Source organism: Sinorhizobium sp. KGO-5, from assembly GCF_036245905.1.
GTDB classification, from domain to species: Bacteria; Pseudomonadota; Alphaproteobacteria; order Rhizobiales; family Rhizobiaceae; genus Sinorhizobium; species Sinorhizobium meliloti_A.
In genome coordinates this window covers 478,011-493,509 of record NZ_BDIZ01000002.1, presented here as the reverse complement: position 1 = coordinate 493,509, position 15,499 = coordinate 478,011, and the positions used below count along the sequence as shown (strand labels likewise).

Here is a 15,499-nt window from a genome sequence, read left to right as displayed (position 1 = left end):
GATCTTTGCCAAGTCCAGGAACCGTAGCGAGCGGAACACCATGAAAAGCCTTGAACTTCACCGGATCGAGAAGAGCTACGGCGCCTACCACGCCCTTCGCGGAATAGACCTTTCCGTCGAAGACGGCGAGTTCATCGTCATGGTCGGACCGTCCGGCTGCGGCAAGTCCACCCTCCTGAAGACGATCGCCGGGCTCGAGACGATCTCCTCGGGGCGGATCCTGATCAGCGGGCGGGATGTGACGAAGGAAGAACCGGGCGATCGCGGCATCGCCATGGTCTTTCAATCCTACGCGCTCTATCCCCACATGACGGTCGCAGAGAATATGGGCTTCGGGCTTCGCATGGCTAAGCGTCCGAAGGAGGAAATTGACGCCGCCGTCGCACGCGCAGCGAAGATCCTCCGGATCACGGACCAGCTCGACAAACGGCCAAAGCAGCTCTCCGGCGGCCAGCGCCAACGCGTCGCGATCGGACGCGCAATCACGCGCTCGCCGGACGTCTTCCTGTTCGACGAACCGCTGTCGAACCTCGATGCGGCGTTGCGGACGCAGATGCGCGTGGAGCTTTCGAGCCTCCATGCTGAACTCGGCGCGACCATGATCTACGTCACGCACGACCAGGTCGAGGCGATGACGATGGCGAGCCGCATCGTCGTGCTGAATCGCGGTGCGATCGAACAGGTCGGTTCGCCGCTCGAACTCTATCGCAACCCCGGCAACCTCTTCGTCGCGGGGTTTCTGGGCGCGCCGCGCATGAATTTCTTCGACGTGACGATCGACGAGGTTTCCGGGGCGATGGCCGGGATCTCGGCGCCCGGTCTTGCACCCCTGGCCGTATCGCTCGCCGAGGGTACAGTACTGAAATCGGGCGACAGGGCCACGCTCGGTATCCGGCCCGAGAACATCCGCCTCGCCGCTGGCGATGCCACCCGGGCGGCGATCTCCGGCAAGGTACGCCTCGTCGAGCATCTCGGCCGCGAAACGATCCTCTATGTCGACGCCGGCGCCCTGCAATGCGTCAGTTCGGAGAGCGGCACGGGCAACATCACGGTGCAGATCGGCCAGGTGACGCCGATAGCCGCCGATAGCCTGGTATCGCTCTCGATCGATCCGCACGACGCCTATCTCTTCGCCGGCGACGGCGAGCGGACCGTGACGGTCCGCAAGGCCATCCATTCAAACCAAACCAAAGTAGGCACGATATGAACGAACTGACCAGGATCCGCTGGGGCATTCTCGGCCCCGGCAACATCGCGAAGGACTTCTTCGCCGGCGCGCTGCAATCCGCCAACGGAAAGGTCGTCGCAATCGGCGCCCGCAATCCGGCAAAGCCCGGCCTTGCGGACGATTTTCCGGGCACGCGCATCGTCGCCGGTTACGATGCACTGCTCGACGACCCGGAAATCGATGCGGTCTACATCGCCACGGTCCATCCGCTTCACGCGGAATACGCAATCAAGGCCGCCGAAAAGGGCAAGCACGTGCTCTGCGAGAAGCCGATGGGTCTGTCGGCGGCGGAAGCGGACGCCATGTTCGAGGCTGCCCGCAAGGCGGGCACCTTCATGGCCGAAGCCTACATGTACCGGCTTCACCCGCTGACCGCCAAGATCGTGCAGCTCGTGAAAAGCGGGATGGTCGGCGAGGTGCGCAAGATCCAGTCGAGTTTCGGTTTTGCAAAGCTGCCCTACGATGAGGGGCATCGGCTCTTTTCCAATGAAATGGCGGGCGGCGGCATACTGGACGTGGGCGGCTACACCACCTCCATGGCGCGCCTCATCGCGGGCATCGGCACATCGTCGGGCGTGATGGAGCCGACCGAGGTGACCGCCCTCGGCCATCTTGGTCGGACGGGCGTCGACGAGTGGACCTCTGCCCTCCTGTCCTTCCCGAACGGCATCATCGCCGAGCTTTCCTGCTCGGTCTCTCTCGTGCAGGAAAACGTGCTGCGGATCCTCGGCACGAATGGCCGCATCGAGGTCGGTCACTTCTGGTTCGCCGGCGGTAAGCGGGGAGGCACCAACATCATCCGCGTAATCCACGCCGACGGCCGCCAGGAGGAAGTCCCGGTCGCCGAGCCACGCCATCTCTACAGCTTCGAGGTCGAGGCCGCCGGCGACGCGATCCGCGCAGGTCGCACGGAATTTGCCTATCCGGGCATGAGCCGGGCCGACACACTCGGGAATCTGCGTGTCATGGACAAGTGGCGTGCGGCGATCGGCCTGGAATACGAAGGCGAGAAACACACGGTGCGGACCCGAACGGTGCGCGGCGACAAGCTTTCCCGCAAGACCAGCCTTGTGCGGAGCGGCCGCATCGACGGCCTGCAAAAGGAGATATCGCTTGCTGCGCTCGGCCTCATGGAGTTTTCGACCTTCTCATCCGCTGCCATGGTACTCGACGCCTTTTTCGAGGCGGGCGGCAACCTGGTTGATACTGCGTTTCTCTACGGCAATGGTCTGCAGGACCGGCTCGTCGGCGAGTGGATGCGCAGCCGCGCCGTGCGCCAGGAAACGGTCGTCATCGCCAAGGGCGCGCACAGTCCGCTCTGCTATCCGGACGTGATCCACAAGCAACTGACGACCAGCCTCGAGCGCATGGGCACCGATTATGTCGACATCTACTTCATGCACCGCGACAATCCGGACATCCCCGTCGGCGAATTCGTCGACGCCATGGACGCGGAGGTGAAGGCCGGCCGCATCCGCGGCCCGTTCGGTGGTTCGAACTGGACGCGCGAACGCTTCGAAGAGGCAATCGCCTATGCCGAGCGTACCGGCAAGACGAAACCGAGCGTGCTTTCCAACAATTTCTCGCTGGCTGAGATGGTCGAGCCGGTTTGGGCCGGCTGCATTTCGTCCTCGGACGACGCCTGGATGCACTGGCTGGAGGAGAAAGGCGTCACCAATTTCGCTTGGTCGAGCCAGGCGCGCGGCTTCTTCACCGACCGCGCGGGCCGCGGCAAGCGGGACGATTCGGAACTTGCCCGCTCCTGGTATTCCGAAAGCAACTTCGCTCGGCGGGACCGGGCGATCACACTCGGGCGCAACCTCGGCAAGGACCCGATTCAAATAGCGCTCGCCTATGTTCTGGCGCAGAAGGGCCGTGTCATCCCGCTGATCGGCCCGCGCTCGCTTTCCGAGCTCAACCACAGCCTCGACGCTTTCTCAATTGCGCTTTCCCCAGGTGACGTCCGGTGGCTGCGAGATGGCGACCCGGGCCAGTCGAGCGCTGCCTGAAGGTCTGCTCGCACTAAAAGCTGCCTTGTATCGGTTCAAGAGCTTGATACGCTCGTTGCAGTATTCTAGCGCGTTTCACTGTTTCATTGGACCAGTGAAACGCTCTAACACTTTGAAACTGCGCACTTCCGCACGGGAAGCCGGTACGCACTTTCTCCTGGTAGTACTCATGCAAATCGAGCCGAGCCATGCGAGCGGACAGACAACAGATTGACGAGGCACTGGCAGCGACAGAAACCATCCGCAGCATCCTTCGAGACGCGCTCCTTGCGGTTTATCTGCATGGATCGGCAGTTTCGGGTGGCTTGCGACCGCAGAGTGACGTCGACCTCCTCGCGATCGTCGACTGCCCCATGGCTGACGAACAGCGTCGCGATCTTCTGGCGGCTTTGCTGCGAATGTCCGGCCGCCATCCCCGTCTGGTCGGGGCGCCCCGCTGCATTGAACTGATGGTGTTTCTGCGGGCAGATATCGCCGCACCGGATTTTCCTGCTCGGGCTGAATTCATCTATGGCGAATGGTTGCGGGACACATTCGAATGCGGAGGTCTCCCCGTACCTGTGTCCGACCCGGAAAACACGCTTGTGCTGGCCCAGGCACGACAAGAGGCCGTTCCACTGTTCGGCCCCGATGCAAAGGAGCTTCTGCCCTCGCTTCCGCCAGAACAAATTCGCCGCGCAATGCGCGATGCACTCCCCTCATTGGGCGACAGTTTACAGGGGGACGAGCGGAACGTGTTGCTAACCCTTGCGCGCATGTGGCGTACATCGGCCACCGGTGACTTCATCCCCAAGGATGCTGCAGCGACATGGGCGGCAAGCCAGATGCCGGACGAGGAAGCTGATATGCTGATCTACGCGCGTGAGGCCTATCTGGGCAAGGTCAAGGACGACTGGCAAGATCGGCAGACTGCTTGCGAGCGGACGGCAGCATTTCTGCGCCAGCGGGTCTCGGAACTCCTGTGACGCTTTGGAGCGGAATCTGCCGGGAAGCCTCTTCCGCTTAGCAGCGGCAGGAACGCACCATCGTGCCGTATCTGAATCGGCCGCGAGGATTATCTCGCGCATGGGGTGTCGGAATCGCGTTCAGCCGGTCGTCTTCAAGATGGACAAGGATGGAGAGCAGCATGACTATTACCATTACCGCCTTTGAGCGGTCGCCCGATGGCGGCCAGGGTATGGCGCGTGACATGCGCGTTCGTTGGGCGCTCGAAGAAGTGGGCCAGCCTTACGACGTTCGTCTTCTTTCGTTCAAGGCGATGAACGAACCCGCGCATCTCGCACTTCATCCATTCGGGCAAATTCCGACCTATGAAGAAGGCGATCTCGCTTTGTTCGAGTCGGGGGCGATCGTGTTTCATATCGCTGAGCGCCATGCGGGCCTGCTGCCGGAGGATGCGAATGCCCGGGCGCGCGCGATCACATGGATGTTTGCCGCGCTCAACACGGTGGAGCCGCCGATCGTCGATCGCGAGGTCGCCGAGTATCTGGAAGGCGACGAGACCTGGTACGAGCGGCGTCTGCCCTTCATCGACGAACGCATCCGCAGGCGGCTGGGCGAACTTTCCGACCGACTGGGCAATGCGGACTGGATCGACGGAGCGTTCAGCGCCGCTGACCTCCTGATGGTGACGGTGCTGCGGAGATTGGAAGGATCGGGTATACTGGAGGAATATCCGAACCTCTGCGCCTATGTGGCCCGCGGCAAAGCGCGGCCCGCATACAAGCGCGCTTTCGACGCTCAGCTGGCGGTTTTCACCGCCGCACCGACCGGCTGACAAAGGTCCGCGCCGGCCGATTGATTACAAGCGGCAATGTCCGAGCGAATCCGGGACGTCCCACTTTCCAAGGGCCGATCGGGCTTGTATGTTCCCCCTCCGTTCTTAAGGCCGCGGCCGGATATCAAAGAGCTCATCGAGGGGAAGTAAATGGCGACGGCGGCGTATCTGGAGAAACTGAACGAGAGACAGCGCTGCGCCGTCGAATATGGTATCGGAGCAGGAGAAGGCGCCCGGACAGGCCCACTTTTGATCATCGCGGGCGCGGGCTCCGGGAAGACCAACACCCTGGCCCATCGCGTTGCTCACCTGATCGTTAACGGCGCCGATCCGCGCCGCATTCTGCTGATGACCTTCTCGCGAAGGGCCGCGGCCGAGATGTCGCGCCGCGTCGGGCGCATCTGCGCGCAGGTGCTCGGTCCCAGTTCCGCAACGACGACCGACGCTCTTTCGTGGGCGGGCACATTTCACGGTATTGGGGCACGGCTGCTGAGAATCTATGCCGAACAGATCGGGCTGAATGCGGAGTTCACCATTCACGACCGCGAGGACAGCGCCGACCTGATCAACCTCATGCGGCACGAACTCGGCTTCTCGAAGATGGAAAGCCGGTTTCCGGCCAAGGGCACCTGCCTGGCGATCTATTCGCGGGCAGTGAACGCGGAAATGCCGCTGAATGAAGTGCTCCGCACTTGGTACCCGTGGGTGTCCGGCTGGGAACAGCAGTTGAAGGAACTGTTTGCCGTCTACGTCGAGGCCAAGCAGGCGCAGAACGTCCTCGACTACGACGACCTGCTTCTCTATTGGGCGCAGATGGTCAGCGATCCCTCCCTAGCCGACGATATCGGCAACCGCTTCGACCATGTCCTCGTCGACGAATATCAGGATACCAACAGACTCCAGTCCTCAGTGCTGCTGGCCCTGAAGCCCGGCGGGCGCGGCCTGACGGTCGTCGGCGACGACGCGCAGTCGATCTACTCGTTCCGGGCGGCGACGGTCCGCAACATTCTGGATTTTCCGAAGCAGTTCTCGCCGCCGGCCGAGATCGTCACCCTCGACCGCAACTACCGTTCGACCCAGCCGATCCTCGCGGCCGCCAACGGGGTCATCGATCTGGCCCGGGAACGCTTCACCAAGAACCTCTGGACGGATCGCGAGTCGGCTGAACGTCCGAAGCTGCTGACGGTGAGGGACGAGGCCGATCAGGCGAACTGCATCGTCGAGCAGGTGCTTGCCAATCGCGAATCCGGAATGCTCCTCAAACAGCAGGCCGTCCTCTTCCGCACCTCGAGCCACAGCGGCCCCCTCGAGGTGGAACTGACCCGCCGCAACATCCCCTTCGTAAAGTTCGGAGGTCTGAAGTTCCTCGACAGCGCTCACGTCAAGGACATGCTGGCTGTGCTGCGCTTTGCACAGAACCCGCGTGACCGCGTCGCAGGCTTCCGGCTCCTGCAGATGCTGCCGGGCGTCGGCCCGCAGACCGCAGGCAAGATCCTGGACACGATCGCAACCGACCCCGAGCCGTTGATGGCGCTTGGGGAAGTCCCCGCTCCGCCGAGGAGCGGCTCGGACTGGCTGTCCCTGGTCGAGCTGCTGCAGGCCCTGCGCAAACCCGCATGGCCGATGGAAATCGAGATTGCGCGGATATGGTACGAACCGCATCTCGAACGACTACACGAGGATGCCGAAACGCGCCGGGCCGACCTCGTGCAACTCGAGCAGATCGCCGCCGGCTATCAGAGCCGCGAGCGCTTTCTCACCGAGCTGACGCTCGATCCGCCGGACGCGACGAGCGACCAGGCCGGCGTACCGCTGCTCGACGAGGACTATCTGATCCTGTCGACCATCCATTCGGCCAAGGGGCAGGAATGGCGCTCCGTCTTCATGCTCAACGTCGTCGACGGTTGCATTCCGTCAGATCTGGCCACAGGCACCAGCCACGAGCTGGAAGAGGAGCGGCGACTTCTCTATGTCGGCATGACGCGCGCCAAGGACAGTTTGACGCTGATGGTGCCGCAACGCTTCTTCACCGGCGGTCAGCACGCGCAGGGTGACCGCCATGTCTACGCGAGCCGCACACGCTTTATCCCCGCGACATTGCTTCAGTTCTTCGAGAGTGCAATCTGGCCCGTCGCCAGCCCCAATGCCTCCGAGCGCAGCGCAAAGCAGATCCGCATCGATGTCGCGGCCCGGATGCGCACCATGTGGCAGTAGAGTTCAGCAATGCGTGATGGTCATCGCACTGGCTGTCCTCTGGCAGCGCTTCGCAGGGGTTCCTATTAGAGAAAATAAGGAAATGCTCGACGGACCGCGCCGAATTCCTGAGATGCATTGTCCTGTACTCCCGCTATTGCCCACCGTCGGTCTCGGCAACGGCACATTGGGACGGGTCCGACAGACCGAAACTCCCAATCCGGACGATGTCCTGCTATGGTGGTTGTACCAGCGTCGTCGAGTCGAGTTGGTGCGTTTGAGGCGCCGTCGTACTGCGGCAAGCACAGGGCGAGGTTGATAAGTGCCAGGGATTGTGTTGGTCTGCCTGCTTTCCGCCGCACTCATCACCGTGACAAGCGCTACTCATTTTGAAATCATGACCGGCGTAGCGATCCTGCGTCGACGCAAGGTGCTTTCAAAACGAGCTGAAATGGTCGTTTTTCTTGGGTCAGCCTTTATGGCTCACCTCTTCGGCGTCGGCCTTTACGCTCTGGCCTTTGCCTGGATGCATTACCATCCTGAATTCGGTTCACTCGAAGGGCTGGCAGGCTCAAACGCCACAGACTTCTTCTATTTCTCGCTGACCTGCTACAGTACAATGGGGTTTGGCGATGTCTACGCGACAGGCGACATGCGAATTCTTGCCGGACTGGAAGGGTTGAACGGGCTCGTTCTGATTGCCTGGTCGGCTTCGTTTACTTTCATTGCCGTAGAGCGCATCTGGCGCGACGACCCGAAGTAACAGCCCAGAGGCCAATGAATAAGGGGGTTGAACATGGCGACCCCCACTCTTCTCCGCACGGAGATGCCCCAGCTTCGTTTCCCGCAATTCGGAAACCGCTGCTCACTGTTCCTGGAATTGCCCTGCAGAGAATTCACCGCCGCCGGGGCTCCATGATGGGGGGTCGGCTGCTCGAGCTCCTCAATCCCCGTTCGCCGACGAAGCCGCAACCGACGCCGGGTCCCTGCGGACGATCTTTGGATTGCCGGGATCCCGTTCGATCTTGCCAAGCAGTGACTGGATGTAGACTCTCAAATGTCCTCCCGTGAGCGACGCCCAAGATGGAGGTTGCAGTGTGCTGTGGGTGACCACGCGGCCGGCCTGATGTGCGAGCACGACGAGGAAGTCGTATTCCGTCGGGAATCAGGCGGAGCTCCGTGGTCGCGCGTCACGACGCGCTTGACCATGTCGACCGAAAGGCGCCGACCGGTGTGCCTAGCATCACGCTCTGTGACTAGACCAAGACTAAATTGTCACTACAACCGAGAAACGTCTGGCCGACAAGCGTCACGATAAGATGGGTTGCGAGCGCGACGGCGACGACGAGCTTGATCAACACCTCGACCATTGCATCCTCCTAAACCTGACTGAGGGCCCGCGCATAAACCGCAAGCGCCGCCACGCCGGGTGGCTGCCCCATAAGATAAGATAAGGAGTTCGGGCCGAGGGTGATCATAGCCTTCGACGCTGCGCCGGAAGCGTCGGCTGGTCTCTTTCTCCTCGCCCGAGTATTTCAGCAGAGTAAGCGCTCTTGTGCCGTCCTATCGCCACTCTCAAAAGGGCGTTCGCTATTGTCTTAATCAGGTTCGCTCACATCCAAGCCGTTCACCGGCCGCCCATTTAAAGATGATGACGATACTCATGTTTATCATCAAACAATGTTGCCCGGCAGTGGCAGTTTTCGATGTTCGCCGCTGTGGTCCAAGGATCGGATCCTTATCATGACAATTGCGAAGACTTCTCCAGCGGTCCGCGAAGGGTCGACGGCGGCAGGTGCAGGAAGGCTTTACGCGGTTTTGGGCGGACTCTATCTCGCCCAGGGGATCCCAACTTACCTCCTGCTCGTGGCCCTTCCGCCCTTGATGCGCGAGAGCGGCGCATCGCGCACTGCGATCGGTCTGTTCTCGCTTCTGATGTTGCCGCTTGTGCTGAAATTCGCGGTTGCGCCTCTCATCGATCGTTGGACGCCGTGGCCGGGGCTCGGCCACCGGCGCGGCTGGGTCGTGCCGACACAGCTTCTCGTCAGTGCAGGTATAGCATCGATGGCGCTGGTCGAGCTCGACCAGGCCGGCGCGCTGTTCGCGATCGGCATCTGCATTACGCTTCTTTCCTCGGTGCAGGATATCGCCACTGATGGCTATGCAGTGCGCCACCTTAGCGGCAGGACGCGGCCTATCGGCAATGCCGTCCAGGCCGGATCGGTCGCGCTTGGCGTCATTGTCGGAGGTACGCTGACGCTGGTCCTTTTCGACAAGATCGGTTGGCGGCCGACGATCCTGCTTGTCGCGTGCCTCTCCCTGTTGCCGCTGGTCGCGGCGGTCTGGATGAAAGATAAGGCCATAGCTAGTCCGGAAGCGCCGCCGCGCATGCGACCAAGCCTCTTCAGCTTCTTCCAGCGGCCGAATGCCTGGATGATCCTTGCCTTCGCCCTCACTTATAGGGCGAGCGAGGGCCTCGTGCGCGGCATGGAAGGACCTTACCTCGTCGACAGTAAAGTGCCGACCGAGTGGATCGGCTACATGTCCGGGGCGGCCGCAGCGACAGCGGGGCTTCTCGGCGCATTGATCGCCGCGCTGATCATCCGCAAGGCGGGCTTGACGGCGACGCTCATCCTGCTCGGCGGGCTTCGCAGCCTCTGCTTCCTTGCCTTCGCACTCAATGCCTTCGGCATATGGCCCGGTATAGCCATCGTAATGTCCGCCTCCGCCTTCCAGACCCTGATCCGCTACATGGAATTGGTCGCCATCTATTCCTTCTTTATGGCGTCCTCGTCCGACGACCAGCCTGGGACGGACTTCACCATCCTGAGCTGCGCCGAGTTGGTGGTGTATCTGATCGGTACCTCGGTCGCGGGCTATCTTGCCGACCGATACGGGTATGCGACGCTCTTCTCCTCGGCGACGTTCATTTCCGTGCTCGGCATCGGATTGTCCGTCTGGATGCTGGAAAGGATCAAAGCGCGTCCTTCACCTCTAGGTCATGATGAGTTCAGGTCGATCGACCTGAAAATCGCAGAAGCAGAGTGATTGTAAAGAGTTAGGCCGAGGCGCCGGCTGAGTTAGCCGCCCGAACGTCATCGAAAATCTTGAACGGAGTTGATCTCATGGATGCTTCCGCACGCGCTGACAACGCCTTTTATCTCAACCGACAGGAAAGACGCGAGTCGAATGCCCGCAGCTACCCGCGCCGCTTTCCCGTCGCGCTGAAATCGGCCTTCGGCTGCACAGTTACCGACGTCGACGGCAGATCTTATCTCGATTGCCTCGCAGGCGCTGGAACATTGGCGCTCGGTCATAACCACCCGGAAGTGATCGAGACGCTGCAGCAGGTCCTCGGTTCGGGCCTGCCGCTTCACACCCTAGATCTGACGACGCCGGTGAAGGACCGCTTTGTCGCCGACATTTTCGGCACCCTCCCCGCCGGACTTCGTGACGAGGCAAAGATCCAATTTTGCTCGCCGAGCGGTACTGATGCCGTCGAGGCGGCCATCAAACTTGCGAAGACGGCGACAGGCCGCACCGACGTCGTCTCGTTCCGGGGCGCCTATCACGGCATGTCGCAGGGTTCGCTTTCCCTCATGGGCTCGCTTGGACCAAAAGCTTCCGTTGGCCAGCTGGTGCCCGGTGCGCATTTCTTTCCCTACCCCTATGCCTATCGTTGCCCCTTCGGCCGTGGGGGCAACGAGACTGCAACCCTCGCCGCGGAGTACTTCGAGCGCGCACTGCGTGACCCGGAGGGGGGCTTCAACCGCCCAGCCGCGGTCATTCTCGAAGCCGTGCAGGGAGAAGGCGGCGTCATACCCGCTCCGGTCGAATGGCTGCGCGCGGTCCGCCGCGTGACGCGCGATCTCGGCATCCCCCTCATTGTCGACGAAGTGCAAAGCGGTGTCGGGCGCACGGGCAGCTTCTACGCCTTCCAGAAGGCCGGCATCATTCCCGACGTCGTCGTGCTCTCCAAGGCGATCGGCGGCGGACTGCCGCTTGCGGTCGTGATCTACCGCGAGGGTCTCGACCTTTGGGAACCGGGCGCTCATGCCGGAACCTTCCGTGGAAATCAGCTTGCCATGGCTGCCGGGTCCAAGACGCTGGAAATCATTGAGCGCGACAGGCTTGTCGAACGAGCGGCGATCGCCGGGCGAAGGCTTCGCGCCAATCTCGAACGGATCGCGGCACAGACGCCTTACATAGGTGAAGTGCGCGGCGAAGGCCTGATGCTCGGCGTCGAAGTCGTCGATCCAGATGGCCTGCCGGATGCGCTCGGCCATCCGCCGCATGGGCAGGAGATCGCACGGACGATCCAGCACGAGATGTTCCGTGCCGGGATCATTCTCGAAACAGGCGGCCGCTACGGCAGCGTGCTACGCCTCTTGCCCCCGCTGGTAATCTCCGACGCGGAGATCGATCAGGTCTCTGGCGCTCTTGCCGCCGCATTCGAGCGTCGTGGACGCAAGGCGGCATGAACATCAACGTCGCTGCATTCAGAACCCCACCGACCAACCAACCTGATCACGCCGACCAGATACTCGGCACCGACAGCGAGTCACGCCTGGTATTCCGCAACGCGATGCTGCAGGCCATCGACATGGTGGTCGATCAAACGGCAGCCGCAAGCGGTCTCTACTCCGGAACGAGCGTCCAGGGGCTACGCGGCCTCCTCGACGATCTCGATCCGCTGCCGGAGGCCGGGACGGGGATCGCCGCCGCACTTGCCGATATCGGCAGACCGGCGCTCGAGCATGCTATGACAGTCGGTCATCCGGCGGCAATGGCTCATCTCCATTGCCCCGTCGCGGTGCCTGCACTCGCGGCGGAGGTCCTGATCTCGGCCACCAACCAGTCGCTCGATTCGTGGGATCAATCGCCCTTCGCCACGCTCGTCGAAGAGCACGTTCTCACCTGCCTCACGCAACTGGCCGAATTGCCGGCCTCGGCAAGCGGCAATTTCACCAGCGGCGGCACCCAGTCGAACATGACCGCCTTATATCTGGCCGCGGTGCGGTGCGGCCCCGAAGCGCGCAAAGCAGGCGTCATCCTGACGTCGGCACATGCGCATTTCAGTATCCGCAAGAGCGCCGCGATACTGGGTTTCGCCGGAGATGCGGTCATCGCTATTCCATGTGATGCAGATGGCCGGATGTCAGTGCACGCGCTTAAAGCCGAGTTGCTGCGGCTGGCCGGCGAAGGTCGCATACCGGTCGCCGTGGTCGCCACGGCGGGAACGACCGACCTCGGCGCCATCGATCCGCTCGTCGACATCGCCGATTTGGCCGCCGCTCAGAAGCTTTGGATGCATGTGGATGCTGCCTACGGCGGCGGGCTTCTGTTTTCCCGCCATCGCAGCCGCCTTAAGGGATTGGAGCGTGCCCACTCGGTCGCGCTCGATTTTCATAAGATGCTGTTTCAGCCGATCAGTTGCGGCGCGCTGCTTTTGCGCGACCGGGCGGATTTCGCACCGCTTGCGAGCAAGGCGGATTACCTTAATCCCGAAGATGCAGTCTTCGCCGACGCCCCGAATCTCGTCGAGCGTTCGATGCAGACGACGCGCAGAGCCGACGCATTGAAGATTCTCATGACCATGCGCGCTATCGGCCGCGACGGGCTGGACGCTCTGATCTGCCAGACTTTGCAAAATACGTCTGCCGCCGCGGAAGCAGTGAAGACACGGGAATACTTGAGTCTTGCTAGGCCACCTTCCTTGTCGACGGTTCTCTTCCGTTACGTCTCGGCGAGGGGACCGAAATTCGCCGATGCAATCACGCTGAAGACGCGAGCGGCGCTTTTCAACGCCGGCATCGCGGCGCTTGCGACGACCGTTCTCGACGGCCGCGTCCACTTCAAGCTCACCCTGCTCAATCCGCGTTCAACCCCCGATGTCGTCCACCGCATCCTCGATGCGATCGGCGAAACGGCCCGCGAACTGGAGACCCATCATGCACGCCCATAACGCTGCGACGCTTACCCTGCGCTCCCTTCTCAACTGCGTAGCACGCGAGTATTCCCATCACGTCCGCTGGTTGGAGACGCAAGGCCAATTGCGCTTTATGCTGACCTTCCCCGACGGCGGCGGGAGCCTCGGCCTACCCGCTCACTACCGCTCGGCAACCGGTCACCATCTTTTCGGCGAGCCGGTGATGCTGACGGACGAAAATGGGGCGAAGGCGGTCGATGCCGTGCAAGCGATAGCCGCCGTTATCGAGCGTCTGGAACCTTCCAATGCTGCGAAAGACGGCCGTGCCGACCTGCTAAGCCGCACGCATTCGAGCCGGCTCCTGATCGAAGCGGCGCTTCAAGCCCGCAACGGTGACCTGGCCGCGCTCGCGGGCAATGAGGTCTCTTTCGTCGCGGCGGAACAGGGGCTGATTGCCGAACACGGCATTCATCCCTGCCCGAAAAGCCGCGAAGGCATGACGGAAGCGGAATCGCGGCGCTACTCCCCCGAATTCGCCGCCGGCTTCCCGCTGCGTTGGTTCGCCGTCGAAGGCGGGCTTTTCCATACCGGCCATTCCGAGGGCTCGCCTTCGGCGGAAGAATGGCTGAAAGAGGCCATGGGGAGCGACATCGATGCCCTCAAGGCACGTCTGCCCGTAGGCGACTTCGCTCTATTGCCAGTGCACCCCTGGCAGGCTGACCAGATGCTGAAGGATCCCACAGTGGCAGCTCTCGTGGCGGGCGGGCGTATAATCGATTGCGGCGAGGCCGGCAAGCCATGGTTCCCGACATCGTCCGTGCGCACCCTTTACCGCCCGGATGCGCCTTTCATGCTGAAGATGTCGCTGGGCGTCGGCATCACCAATTCCGTCCGCGTCAATCTTGCCCGGGAACTCCTCCGCGGGGACGACATGTACCGCTTCCGCCGCCACGGGCTATGGCAGGATTTCTCGCGCAGCTATCCGGGCCTGACACTCATTCCGGATCCGGCCTTTATGGGCGTCAAGATTGACGGCACCTTGGTCGATGGTCTCTCCCTCTCGATGCGTGAAAATCCCTTTACTGGCGCGGATGCCGATCGCAATGTGTCGCTGCTTGCGGCCGTTTGCGAGCATCTGCCGGACCGCGGCAGCCGGCTCGGGGCGCTGATACGAAACCGAGCGCGCCTGGAGAAACGCCCGCTCGATATCGTTGCGAGGGATTGGTTCGAGCGGTTCCTGGCGATTTTCGTCCGGCCGATTTTTGGGCTCTATCTACGCCACGGCATCGCCATGGAGGCGCACCAGCAGAACATCCTGGTCGAAATTGAGCGCGGCTATCCGATCGGCCTGTTCTACCGTGATAATCAGGGCTTCTTCCACCATGAGCGTGCACACGGAGCGCTTGTCGAGGCGCTGCCGGGCTTCGGAGAGCCAAGCGAGTCCGTCTTTGGCGAAGAGCCGGTCGATGAGCGCCTGCTCTACTACGCCTTCATCAATTCGGTTCTCGGCATGGTTGGAGCGCTCGGGCGGGAGGGACTCGTCAGCGAGACCGCCCTTCTTGCGATGTTGCGGAGCGAGCTGCTGCGGCTCGAGGCGCTTGAGGGGGCGAATTCCCCTATTGTGCGCAAGATGCTGGCGCCGACGCTGCAATGCAAGGCGAATCTCAAGACGCGGCTTGCCCGCATGGACGAGCTCGTCGGCCCGCTTGAAACGCAATCGGTCTACCTTGAAATCACCAACCCCCTGTTTGAACCGGAAAAGGTTCTGGCAGATGCTTGAGAGGAGCGAGCTGGACACTGCCTTGGCCTATTCGCGCTACGACCCCGACATCCGCGGGACGATCAGCTTCCGCCTTCTTGAGAAGCAGCGCGATCTTCAGCTCCTTTGGCGGTGGATGAACCAGGCGCATGTCGTGCCGCAATGGAAGATGGCGCAACCGATCGAAGACATCGCAGCCTATATCGATATCAACCTCGCCGATCCGCACCAGGATCCGTATATCGGCCTCATCGACGGGACCCCGATGAGCTATTGGGAAGCCTACTGGGCGAAGGATGATGTGCTTGGCCGCTACTATCCGGCAGAGAAAAAGGACAGGGGCTGGCACATGCTGGTCGGCGAACCTTCATTTTTCGGCCGCGGCATCGCGCCCGCAGTCATCCGTGCCTTCACCCGCTTCCTCTTTCTCGATGACCCGGGAACGCAAAAGGTAGTCGGTGAGCCGAGCGTCGCAGCCCGGCGCCTGCTTCGCTATGCACCAGCCTGCGCCTTCGAGGAACAGGGCGAAATCGACCTTCCCGACAAGCGCGCCAAACTGATGTTCTGCTACCGGGAACGCTTCATTCAACAATTCGGATTATGA

Annotated in this window: 11 protein-coding genes; all 11 read left to right on the top strand. The window is 62.0% G+C overall.

Going from position 1 to position 15,499, the window contains the following annotated elements:
- Positions 1 to 40 precede the first annotated feature (40 nt).
- The 11 genes from BHD07_RS11530 to rhbD all read left to right on the top strand — a co-directional run bounded on the left by BHD07_RS11530 (position 41) and on the right by rhbD (position 15,499).
- On the top strand, positions 41 to 1,207 hold the full coding sequence (locus BHD07_RS11530; RefSeq protein WP_275598598.1) for an ABC transporter ATP-binding protein: 1,167 nt from the start codon (positions 41 to 43) through the stop codon (positions 1,205 to 1,207).
- Positions 1,204 to 3,237, top strand: a complete 2,034-nt coding sequence (locus BHD07_RS11525; RefSeq protein ID WP_338280163.1) for an aldo/keto reductase — start codon at positions 1,204 to 1,206, stop codon at positions 3,235 to 3,237. The genes BHD07_RS11530 and BHD07_RS11525 overlap by 4 nt, the downstream gene beginning before the upstream one ends.
- A gap of 188 nt (positions 3,238 to 3,425) precedes the next feature.
- Positions 3,426 to 4,202, top strand: a complete 777-nt coding sequence (locus tag BHD07_RS11520; protein WP_338280162.1) for an aminoglycoside adenylyltransferase family protein — start codon at positions 3,426 to 3,428, stop codon at positions 4,200 to 4,202.
- Positions 4,203 to 4,363: 161 nt separating this feature from the next.
- The gene (locus tag BHD07_RS11515; protein WP_338280160.1) at positions 4,364 to 5,014 is read left to right on the top strand and encodes a glutathione S-transferase family protein; all 651 of its coding nucleotides are present in this window, start codon (positions 4,364 to 4,366) and stop codon (positions 5,012 to 5,014) included.
- Positions 5,015 to 5,164: 150 nt separating this feature from the next.
- Positions 5,165 to 7,228, top strand: coding sequence for an ATP-dependent helicase (locus tag BHD07_RS11510; protein WP_338280158.1), 2,064 nt, complete (start codon positions 5,165 to 5,167; stop codon positions 7,226 to 7,228).
- A 301-nt stretch (positions 7,229 to 7,529) separates the two neighbouring features.
- Positions 7,530 to 7,970 carry a potassium channel family protein gene (locus BHD07_RS11505; RefSeq protein WP_338280155.1) on the top strand — a complete coding sequence of 147 codons (441 nt, stop codon included), beginning with the start codon at positions 7,530 to 7,532 and terminating at the stop codon, positions 7,968 to 7,970.
- A 980-nt stretch (positions 7,971 to 8,950) separates the two neighbouring features.
- Positions 8,951 to 10,255, top strand: coding sequence for a RhtX/FptX family siderophore transporter (locus BHD07_RS11500; protein ID WP_338280153.1), 1,305 nt, complete (start codon positions 8,951 to 8,953; stop codon positions 10,253 to 10,255).
- 56 nt (positions 10,256 to 10,311) lie between these two features.
- Positions 10,312 to 11,688, top strand: a complete 1,377-nt coding sequence (gene rhbA, locus BHD07_RS11495) for a diaminobutyrate--2-oxoglutarate transaminase (RefSeq protein WP_338280915.1) — start codon at positions 10,312 to 10,314, stop codon at positions 11,686 to 11,688.
- Positions 11,685 to 13,172 carry a diaminobutyrate decarboxylase gene (gene rhbB / locus BHD07_RS11490; RefSeq protein ID WP_338280151.1) on the top strand — a complete coding sequence of 496 codons (1,488 nt, stop codon included), beginning with the start codon at positions 11,685 to 11,687 and terminating at the stop codon, positions 13,170 to 13,172. The genes rhbA and rhbB overlap by 4 nt, the downstream gene beginning before the upstream one ends.
- Positions 13,159 to 14,916, top strand: a complete 1,758-nt coding sequence (locus BHD07_RS11485; protein ID WP_338280150.1) for an IucA/IucC family protein — start codon at positions 13,159 to 13,161, stop codon at positions 14,914 to 14,916. Before rhbB ends, BHD07_RS11485 begins: the two co-directional genes overlap by 14 nt.
- On the top strand, positions 14,909 to 15,499 hold the full coding sequence (gene rhbD / locus BHD07_RS11480) for a rhizobactin siderophore biosynthesis protein RhbD (RefSeq protein ID WP_338280149.1): 591 nt from the start codon (positions 14,909 to 14,911) through the stop codon (positions 15,497 to 15,499). The genes BHD07_RS11485 and rhbD overlap by 8 nt, the downstream gene beginning before the upstream one ends.

Coding starts and splice junctions, on each gene's coding strand:
- BHD07_RS11515 (WP_338280160.1), top strand. CDS start 4,364: ATGACTATTACCATTACCGCCTTTGAGCGGTCGCCCGATGGCGGCCAG.
- BHD07_RS11520 (WP_338280162.1), top strand. CDS start 3,426: ATGCGAGCGGACAGACAACAGATTGACGAGGCACTGGCAGCGACAGAA.
- rhbB (WP_338280151.1), top strand. CDS start 11,685: ATGAACATCAACGTCGCTGCATTCAGAACCCCACCGACCAACCAACCT.
- BHD07_RS11510 (WP_338280158.1), top strand. CDS start 5,165: ATGGCGACGGCGGCGTATCTGGAGAAACTGAACGAGAGACAGCGCTGC.
- BHD07_RS11525 (WP_338280163.1), top strand. CDS start 1,204: ATGAACGAACTGACCAGGATCCGCTGGGGCATTCTCGGCCCCGGCAAC.
- BHD07_RS11530 (WP_275598598.1), top strand. CDS start 41: ATGAAAAGCCTTGAACTTCACCGGATCGAGAAGAGCTACGGCGCCTAC.
- BHD07_RS11485 (WP_338280150.1), top strand. CDS start 13,159: ATGCACGCCCATAACGCTGCGACGCTTACCCTGCGCTCCCTTCTCAAC.
- rhbD (WP_338280149.1), top strand. CDS start 14,909: ATGCTTGAGAGGAGCGAGCTGGACACTGCCTTGGCCTATTCGCGCTAC.
- BHD07_RS11500 (WP_338280153.1), top strand. CDS start 8,951: ATGACAATTGCGAAGACTTCTCCAGCGGTCCGCGAAGGGTCGACGGCG.